The 6,525-nt window shown below is 71.4% G+C and carries 8 protein-coding genes and 1 pseudogene; 5 read left to right on the top strand and 4 right to left on the bottom strand.

Annotation, left to right across the window (positions count from 1 at the left end; all coding sequences use genetic code 11):
* Window positions 1-409: pseudogene (locus tag PKH97_RS09310) on the bottom strand (UDP-N-acetylenolpyruvoylglucosamine reductase); the annotation flags it as partial.
* Window positions 410-468: 59 nt separating this feature from the next.
* Between PKH97_RS09310 and PKH97_RS09305 the strand changes: the two are divergent.
* The 3 genes from PKH97_RS09305 to PKH97_RS09295 all read left to right on the top strand — a co-directional run bounded on the left by PKH97_RS09305 (window position 469) and on the right by PKH97_RS09295 (window position 2,456).
* A complete protein-coding gene (locus PKH97_RS09305; protein ID WP_324387128.1) occupies window positions 469-894 on the top strand; it encodes a helix-turn-helix transcriptional regulator in 426 nt (141 codons plus the stop codon).
* A 24-nt stretch (window positions 895-918) separates the two neighbouring features.
* Window positions 919-1,404 (top strand): VOC family protein, encoded by a 486-nt coding sequence (locus tag PKH97_RS09300; protein ID WP_324387127.1) that lies wholly within the window; start codon window positions 919-921, stop codon window positions 1,402-1,404.
* Window positions 1,405-1,490: 86 nt separating this feature from the next.
* Entirely contained in the window at window positions 1,491-2,456 is a 966-nt protein-coding gene (locus PKH97_RS09295) for a Gfo/Idh/MocA family oxidoreductase (RefSeq protein ID WP_324387126.1), read from the top strand.
* Between the two features lie 3 nt (window positions 2,457-2,459).
* On the opposite strand, the gene PKH97_RS09290 is transcribed toward PKH97_RS09295, so the two are convergent.
* Window positions 2,460-2,972, bottom strand: coding sequence for a DinB family protein (locus tag PKH97_RS09290; RefSeq protein ID WP_324387125.1), 513 nt, complete (start codon window positions 2,970-2,972; stop codon window positions 2,460-2,462).
* 106 nt (window positions 2,973-3,078) lie between these two features.
* Between PKH97_RS09290 and PKH97_RS09285 the strand changes: the two genes are divergently transcribed.
* Window positions 3,079-3,894: a helix-turn-helix domain-containing protein gene (locus PKH97_RS09285; protein WP_324387124.1), complete on the top strand. Its 816-nt coding sequence runs from the start codon at window positions 3,079-3,081 to the stop codon at window positions 3,892-3,894.
* Window positions 3,895-3,897: 3 nt separating this feature from the next.
* Window positions 3,898-4,296 (top strand): VOC family protein, encoded by a 399-nt coding sequence (locus PKH97_RS09280; protein WP_324387123.1) that lies wholly within the window; start codon window positions 3,898-3,900, stop codon window positions 4,294-4,296.
* A 140-nt stretch (window positions 4,297-4,436) separates the two neighbouring features.
* Here PKH97_RS09280 and PKH97_RS09275 read toward each other — a convergent pair whose 3' ends face one another.
* Complete coding sequence (locus PKH97_RS09275; protein ID WP_324387122.1) at window positions 4,437-5,051, bottom strand: response regulator transcription factor; 615 nt, start codon at window positions 5,049-5,051, stop codon at window positions 4,437-4,439.
* Window positions 5,048-6,361, bottom strand: a complete 1,314-nt coding sequence (locus tag PKH97_RS09270) for a sensor histidine kinase (RefSeq protein WP_324387121.1) — start codon at window positions 6,359-6,361, stop codon at window positions 5,048-5,050. The genes PKH97_RS09275 and PKH97_RS09270 overlap by 4 nt, the downstream gene beginning before the upstream one ends.
* Between the last annotated feature and the right edge of the window lie 164 nt (window positions 6,362-6,525).

Genomic DNA, 6,525 nt, shown 5'->3' with positions numbered 1-6,525 from the left:
CCGGGTCGCTCAGATCGCCTTGGCGCAGCAGGAAGTTCACGTCGAGAAGGACGTGAGCCGCGGGGTCGGCGAGGAAGCGCGAACGGTGCGGTTCGAACGCGCAGTCGGCCGCGGCATACGTCCGTTGACGGCCGGTGGCAACCATCCGCGTGCGCACGAGGGCAACCGACTCCCCCACCCAGTGCCCGTATGCCGTGTGGTTGCCGACCACCGCCGCCTCGACAGTGCCGGGGAGACCGGAGAGCCACTCCAGCCCGACCCACCCCTGCGCCACGCTCGCCGCGACGACCTCGTCCCACGGTGTCTGCGCCGCGACGGTGACGCCGACCGCGCCGCAGAAGGAGAGATCGTCGACGCCGCAACCGGCGGCATCGACCGCGATCCAGGGGCGGGCCTCGACATCGGTCATCTCTCGACTATCGCACCGCAGTCGCCCGGGTGTGGGCGTCGCCGCCTACCCTGTCGGGCATGGAGCGCGACGATCTGATCCGGCTGCGGCAGGCCCGCGACCGGATGGATCGCGCGTTCGCCGAGCCGCTGGATGTCCCCGCCCTGGCCCGGGATGCCCTGATGTCGGTCGGGCACTTCCAGCGCAGCTTCAAGGAGGCCTTCGGCGAGACGCCGCATGCTCACCTGATGACGCGCCGGGTCGAACGCGCAGCGGCGCTGTTGCGCAACACCGATCACAGCGTGACGGACGTCTGCATGGCCGTCGGCTGCACCTCGCTCGGCTCGTTCAGCGCGCGGTTCACCGAGTTGATGGGCGAGACACCGAGCGCCTATCGCGCGCGCTCGCACGAGGAGCTGCGCGGCATACCGGGGTGTATCGCCAAGCAGATCACCCGCCCCGTCCGGGTCACGCCGAAGCGATCACTTTCGGAGAAGCGCGCCTGACGGAGCGGCCCTAATGTCGTTGTCATGCCCACACCAACCGCAGTCAGCACCCTGTCCGTCGCCAACGTCTTCGTCTTCACCGATGACCACGAAAAGTCCCTGGCCTTCTACCGAGACACCCTCGGCTTCACCGTCGCCACCGACGTCAGCAATGGCGGCTTTCGCTGGTGCACCCTGAAAACGCCGACCCAGCCGGAGCTCGAGATCGTCCTGCAGAACACCGGCATCTACCCCGGCATGAGCGAGGCCGACCAGGCCGCGATGGCGGACCTGCTCGCCAAGGGCATGCTCGGCGCCCTGATCTTCGGCACCGACGACGTGGACGGAGTCTTCGAGCGCGTCGCCGCGAGCGGCGCGGAGGTGCTCCAGGAGCCGGCCGATCAGTTCTATGGCGTACGCGACTGCGCCTTCCGCGACCCGGCCGGCAACATGATCCGCTTCAAGAAGGATCTCGCCAGCGGCCCCGACACCACCGGCTGGACCGATCACGCCGCATCCGCCGACAACTGATCAGGACGTATGCCGTGTGCCGCCCCGGCTGGGATCGTCCGCTTCCGCCCGCCGTCCGGGCTGGCCTCGACTCTAGGGTTGGTGACGTGACCACTGTGCGCTGGGGTATCGCCGGGCCGGGCCGGATGGCGGCCGTCATGACCGAGGCTTTCGCCGAGGTGCCCCAGGGCGAGGTGGTCGCCGTGGGGTCCCGCTCGTTGGATCGTGCCCAGGCGTTCGCCGCCGAGCACGGCATACCGCGCGCCCACGGGTCCTACGACGCACTTGTCACCGACCCCGAGATCGACGCGATCTATATCGCGACGCCGCACCCGCAGCATACGGAGATCGCGCTCGCGGCGATCGCGGCCGGCAAGCCGATACTCGTCGAGAAGGCCTTCACCGCGACCCTCGCCGACACCGAGCGCGTTGTCGAATCCGCACGCGCCGCAGGAGTTTTCGCGATGGAGGCGATGTGGACGCGCTTCAACCCGGCGATCGCGCACGCCCGCCGGATCATCGCCGACGGCGAAATCGGCGAGCTACGCGGGGTCCAGGGCGACCTGACCGCCTTCCGGCCTTTCGACCCCGACGACCGGCTCTTCGACCCGGCGCTGGGCGGTGGTGCGGTGCTCGACCTCGGGGTCTATGTGCTTTCCTTCGCCCAGCATTTCCTCGGCACACCCGATGTCGTCCACGCCGTCGGCGGGAGTTTCCCGACCGGCGTCGAGGGCGAGTTCGGCGTCCTCCTCGGCTACCGCGACGGCCGGTCGGCGACGCTGTCGGGCGGGTTCACGGCATACGGGCCGGGGCGGATGATGCTGCTCGGGACTCAGGGGTGGATCGACGTCCACCCGCGCTTCCACCGCTCCCCGTCATTGACCGTGTGGCGCGGCAAGACGCCCGAGCACCTGACCTTTCCCGGTGGCTATCAGTACGAGATCGCGCACGTCGGCGAGTGCCTGGCGGCCGGCCGCACGGAGAGTCCGGTCATGCCGCTGGACGACACGATCGCCGTGCAGCGGCTGATGGCTGACGTGCTCGGCCAGGTCCGCGCCTACGCGGCGGGGTGAGCTCTACAAGGCGATGTACTGACGTCCGTCGATCAGCTCGCGGACGGCGTCGAGGTGGCCGGCGTGGGTCGCGGTCTCGGCGATCACGTGCACGATCACGGCCCGCAGGTCGGGAAAGGCCAGCCCCGCCTGCTCCCACCAGGACTCGGGCCGAGCGGGCGGTGTGTCCAGCGCGGTGGCGGCGATGAACGCATCGGACGCGGCGCAGGCCGCGCGATAGGCCGCGATCACGTCTGCCGCAGCCTCCTCAGGTCCGACGACCCAGTCGGCGTTCTCGCCGTCCGGCCAGAAATCCAGTCCACCTCCGCTCGCAATGCTCTCGAACCAGTAGCGCTCGTCCGACAGCGTCAGGTGCCGGACCAGGCCCAGGCAACTCCAGCCGGACGGCAGCACCGGCCGTCGCAACTGCTCGTCGTCGAGGCCGTCGAGTTGGGCGAGGATATGGCGGCGCGCGCCGGCGAGGGCTCGGCGCAGGATCTCGCGATCGGGCTCGGCGGGTGTGGATGCCTTGGTCACGGGTCCCCCTTCGGTCGTGGGCCTCCACCGTACGCAGGGGGCAGCGAGCGTGCGCGGCCTCGCCCGACGCGGCCCGTGCTCGCCCGCATCGCCCTACCCTGGCCGTATGCCGCAGCGCGCCCCGCATCCCGCCCTTCGCGGGCTGGTGCGCGCCTACGACGGGTATGACGAGTCGGTGCCGGAGGGCGCCGTTCACCACGGCATACCGTCCACGACGGCGACCGTGATCCTCGCCTTCGGCGAGCCGCTGGATGTCGGCTGGCTCGCGACGCCGCGCCGATCGGACATCTTCTGGGCGCTGGCGTCGGGCCTCCACGATGCGCCGGCACTCGTGCATGCGCACGGGCGGCTGCACGGCATCCAACTGGCGCTCAGCCCTGCCGGCGTGCGTCGTCTGCTGGGGCTGCCCATGGGTGGGCTCGGTGCCTTCAGCCTCGTCGAACACGGCGAGCTCCCGCTGGGCCTGCGGGCCGACGATGTCGAGCGGTTGGCGGCCGCACCGACCTGGGCGGCGCGCTTCGATGCCCTCGATGCCGCCTTGTTGAGCGCACTGGCACAGCCAGGCGGGCACGGGCCGCGGTCCGAGGTCGGCCGGGCCTGGCAGTTGCTGCGGGCCAGTCGCGGACGACTGGGAGTGCGCGAGTTGGCCGGGCGGGTCGGCATGAGTGAGCGTCACCTCGGCAGTTGCTTCCGTGCCGAGTTCGGGCTGAGCCCCAAGCGGGTCGCCCGCTTGCGTCGCTTCGAACACGCCGATGCTTTGCGCCGCAGGGGAATCCGACTGTCCGACGTCGCCACCGAGGCGGGTTATGCCGATCAGTCACACCTGACTCGCGACTGGCGTGCGCTGACCGGCCATCCCCCGACGGACACCGCGGACTTCCGATTTGTTCAAGAATCCCCGCATCCGACCGGGCAGGGTTGAGTTATGACGACAACGCTCTTCCACACCCTGACCTTTCGCGACGCCGACGCAGCGGTCGCCTTTCTCGAGGCCGTCGGCTTCACCCGGCGAGCCCTCATGACCAGCGCACCGGGAGTCGTCGACCACGCCGAATACGCCTGGGGGGACCGGGGCGGGATCATGTTCGGCTCCGCGGGGCGCCGCACCGCGGACGATGAGCACCTGGAGCTCCCCGGCACCTCTTCCTGCTACTGCGTCGTCGAGACCGACGAGGAGGTCGACGCCGTCTATGACCGCGCGCTCGCTGCCGGCGGCACCAGCGTTCAGGCACCCATGGACCCCGACTACGGCGGCCGCACGTGCACCGTGCGCGACGCCGAGGGCAACCAGTGGAGCTTCGGCTCCTACCCCGGCCAGGCGTGACCGCGGGCGCCAGGCATTTTCCCCTCACGTCGAGTGGCCGGTTCAGCCCTGTCGAGTGGCCCGTTCAGCCCCCTGTCGAGTGGCCACTCGACGCCCCTGAACCGGCCACTCGACGGGGTTTGTGTGGGGGGGCGCGGCGCTCAGAGCAGGCCGTGCTCGCGGGCGACGGCGACCGCCGCGGTCCGGCTGGGAGCGCCGAGCTTGTCGTAGACATGGGCCAGGTGGGTCTTGACCGTCGCCTCGCTGACAAAAAGGCGGCGCGCGACCTCCCGGTTGGTCAAGCCGAGGGCGATCAACTGGAGCACGTCCAGTTCGCGCTCGCTCAGGGCCCGAGGGGCGCTGCGCTGGGTGGCGACGACCCGCGCCTCCTGCGCCGCTGATAGGACGGTCTCGCCCGCGGCTGCCAGTTCGACGGCCCGGACGATCTGTGCCGGCGCGGCGTCCTTGAGCAGATAGCCCGCGGCCCCGGCCTCGATCGCGCGCACGATGTCGCTGTCGTGGTCGTAGGTCGTCAAGATGACCACGGCCGGCCCGCCGGGATGCTGCAGGGCACGGGCGACCCCGACGCCGTCCATCCCGTCGCCCAGGCGCAAATCGCACAGCACAACGTCGGGGGCGAGCGCACCGGCGAGTTCCAGGGCCGTCGCCCCGTCTGCGGCCTCACCGACCACGTCGATGCCCGGTTGCCCGTCGAGCAGCGTCCGCAGCCCCGAGCGCACGATCGGATGATCGTCGACGACCAGCACCCGCGTCACCGCGCGACCTCCGGTTGGGCGCGCCGCACCGGCAGGTATGCCGATACCGCCGTCCCGTCGCCGGGTGCCGATTCGATCGTCAATCCGCCACCCAGCTCGCGCAGCCGCGCGGTCGTGGACGCCAGCCCGTAGCCGCCCCGCGCGTAGTCCAACCGCGCGGCCCCAGGCCGGTCGCCGAACGCCGCGCCGGCCGACGCGGAAGCCTCCGCCGCGAGTTGCCCGGGGTCGAAACCGACACCGTCGTCGACGACATCGAGCCGGACCTGATCGCCGGCACCGGTGAGCGAGACAACGACCCGCGCGGCCCGGGCATGAGTGCGGACGTTCGCCAACGCCCCCTGGGCGCTACGCAGAAGCACGACCTCTTCGCCAGTGTCGAGCAGCGGCAGGTCGGGGTCGACCCGGACGTCGGTGTCGATGCCGGTGTCGGCCGCGAGGTCGGCGACGATCCGCCGCAGGGCGGCCGCAAGGCCGTTGTCCTGCAAGGATTCCGGCGCGAGCGCGCCCACGACGCGGCGCGCTTCCGCCAGGTTGCCGGCCGCTGTCTCCTCGATCCGGTCCAGCAGGTGCCGCAGGTGCACCTCGTCGCCGGCGACCGACGCCCCCCGCGCGAGCAGCAGGATGGAGGAGAAACCCTGAGCGAGCGTGTCGTGGATCTCGCGGGAGAGCCGGGTCCGCTCGGCCTGCGCACCCGCATCGCGCTGGGCGGCCGCCAACTGCTCCTGCAGAGCGGACGACTCGTCCTGGGCCCGGACGAGCGAGCGCACCAGTCGCGCGCGCTCGATGGACTCGCGTGCCAGCAGCACCTGCCCCCGTGAGAGCGCGAGCGCAAAGAGGGCGCCGACCGTGGGACCGACGACACCTCCGACCGACCAGCCCTGGCCCGCGAGTACGGGCGCGCCGATCACGACGGCAAGCACGCCCGCGGCGAAGACCGCGGCACCGGCCAAGGGCAGGAGGTGCGCGGCCAGCAACCAGAGCGCAAAGCCCACCCAGATCAGGTGCGGCGACACCGCGACGCAGGCGATCCAGAGCACCGCCAGGATCAGCAGCCACCCGATCGCCGCGCGGGCCGGACCCGCCGCCCCGGGCTCGCTGGACGACGCGGCCGGGCGATGCTCGGCGCGGCGCGCGCCGACGGCATACCAGCAGGTCAGAACAGTGATGGCGACGACGAGCGTGACGCGGTTCGCAGTGGGCCAGGCGCGGGCCACGCCGATGGCGACGAGGGTGACGAAGAGTGTGTGCTGCAGGGCCGTCAGATTGCGCAATACGGCGATGGTGCGTTCACCGGCCACGTCCTGACTCACCCACCCGAGGCTACGCCGCCGGGACGAGGACGCCGGTGGACCGGTGGGCGCGGCGGTGCACCTGCCAGGCGCCGAGCAAGCCGGCGACCAGGAACGCGGCCGAGACGAGGATGGCCAGGCGGGTCGCATCGGCGAAGCCCGCGGCCAGCGCGTCCGCGATCGCG

The sequence above is a fragment of the Nostocoides sp. genome (assembly GCF_035343835.1).
GTDB classification, from domain to species: Bacteria; Actinomycetota; Actinomycetes; order Actinomycetales; family Dermatophilaceae; genus Nostocoides_A; species Nostocoides_A vanveenii.
The sequence above is the reverse complement of the archived record's forward strand: the minus strand, read 5'-3'. Positions and strand labels throughout refer to the sequence as shown.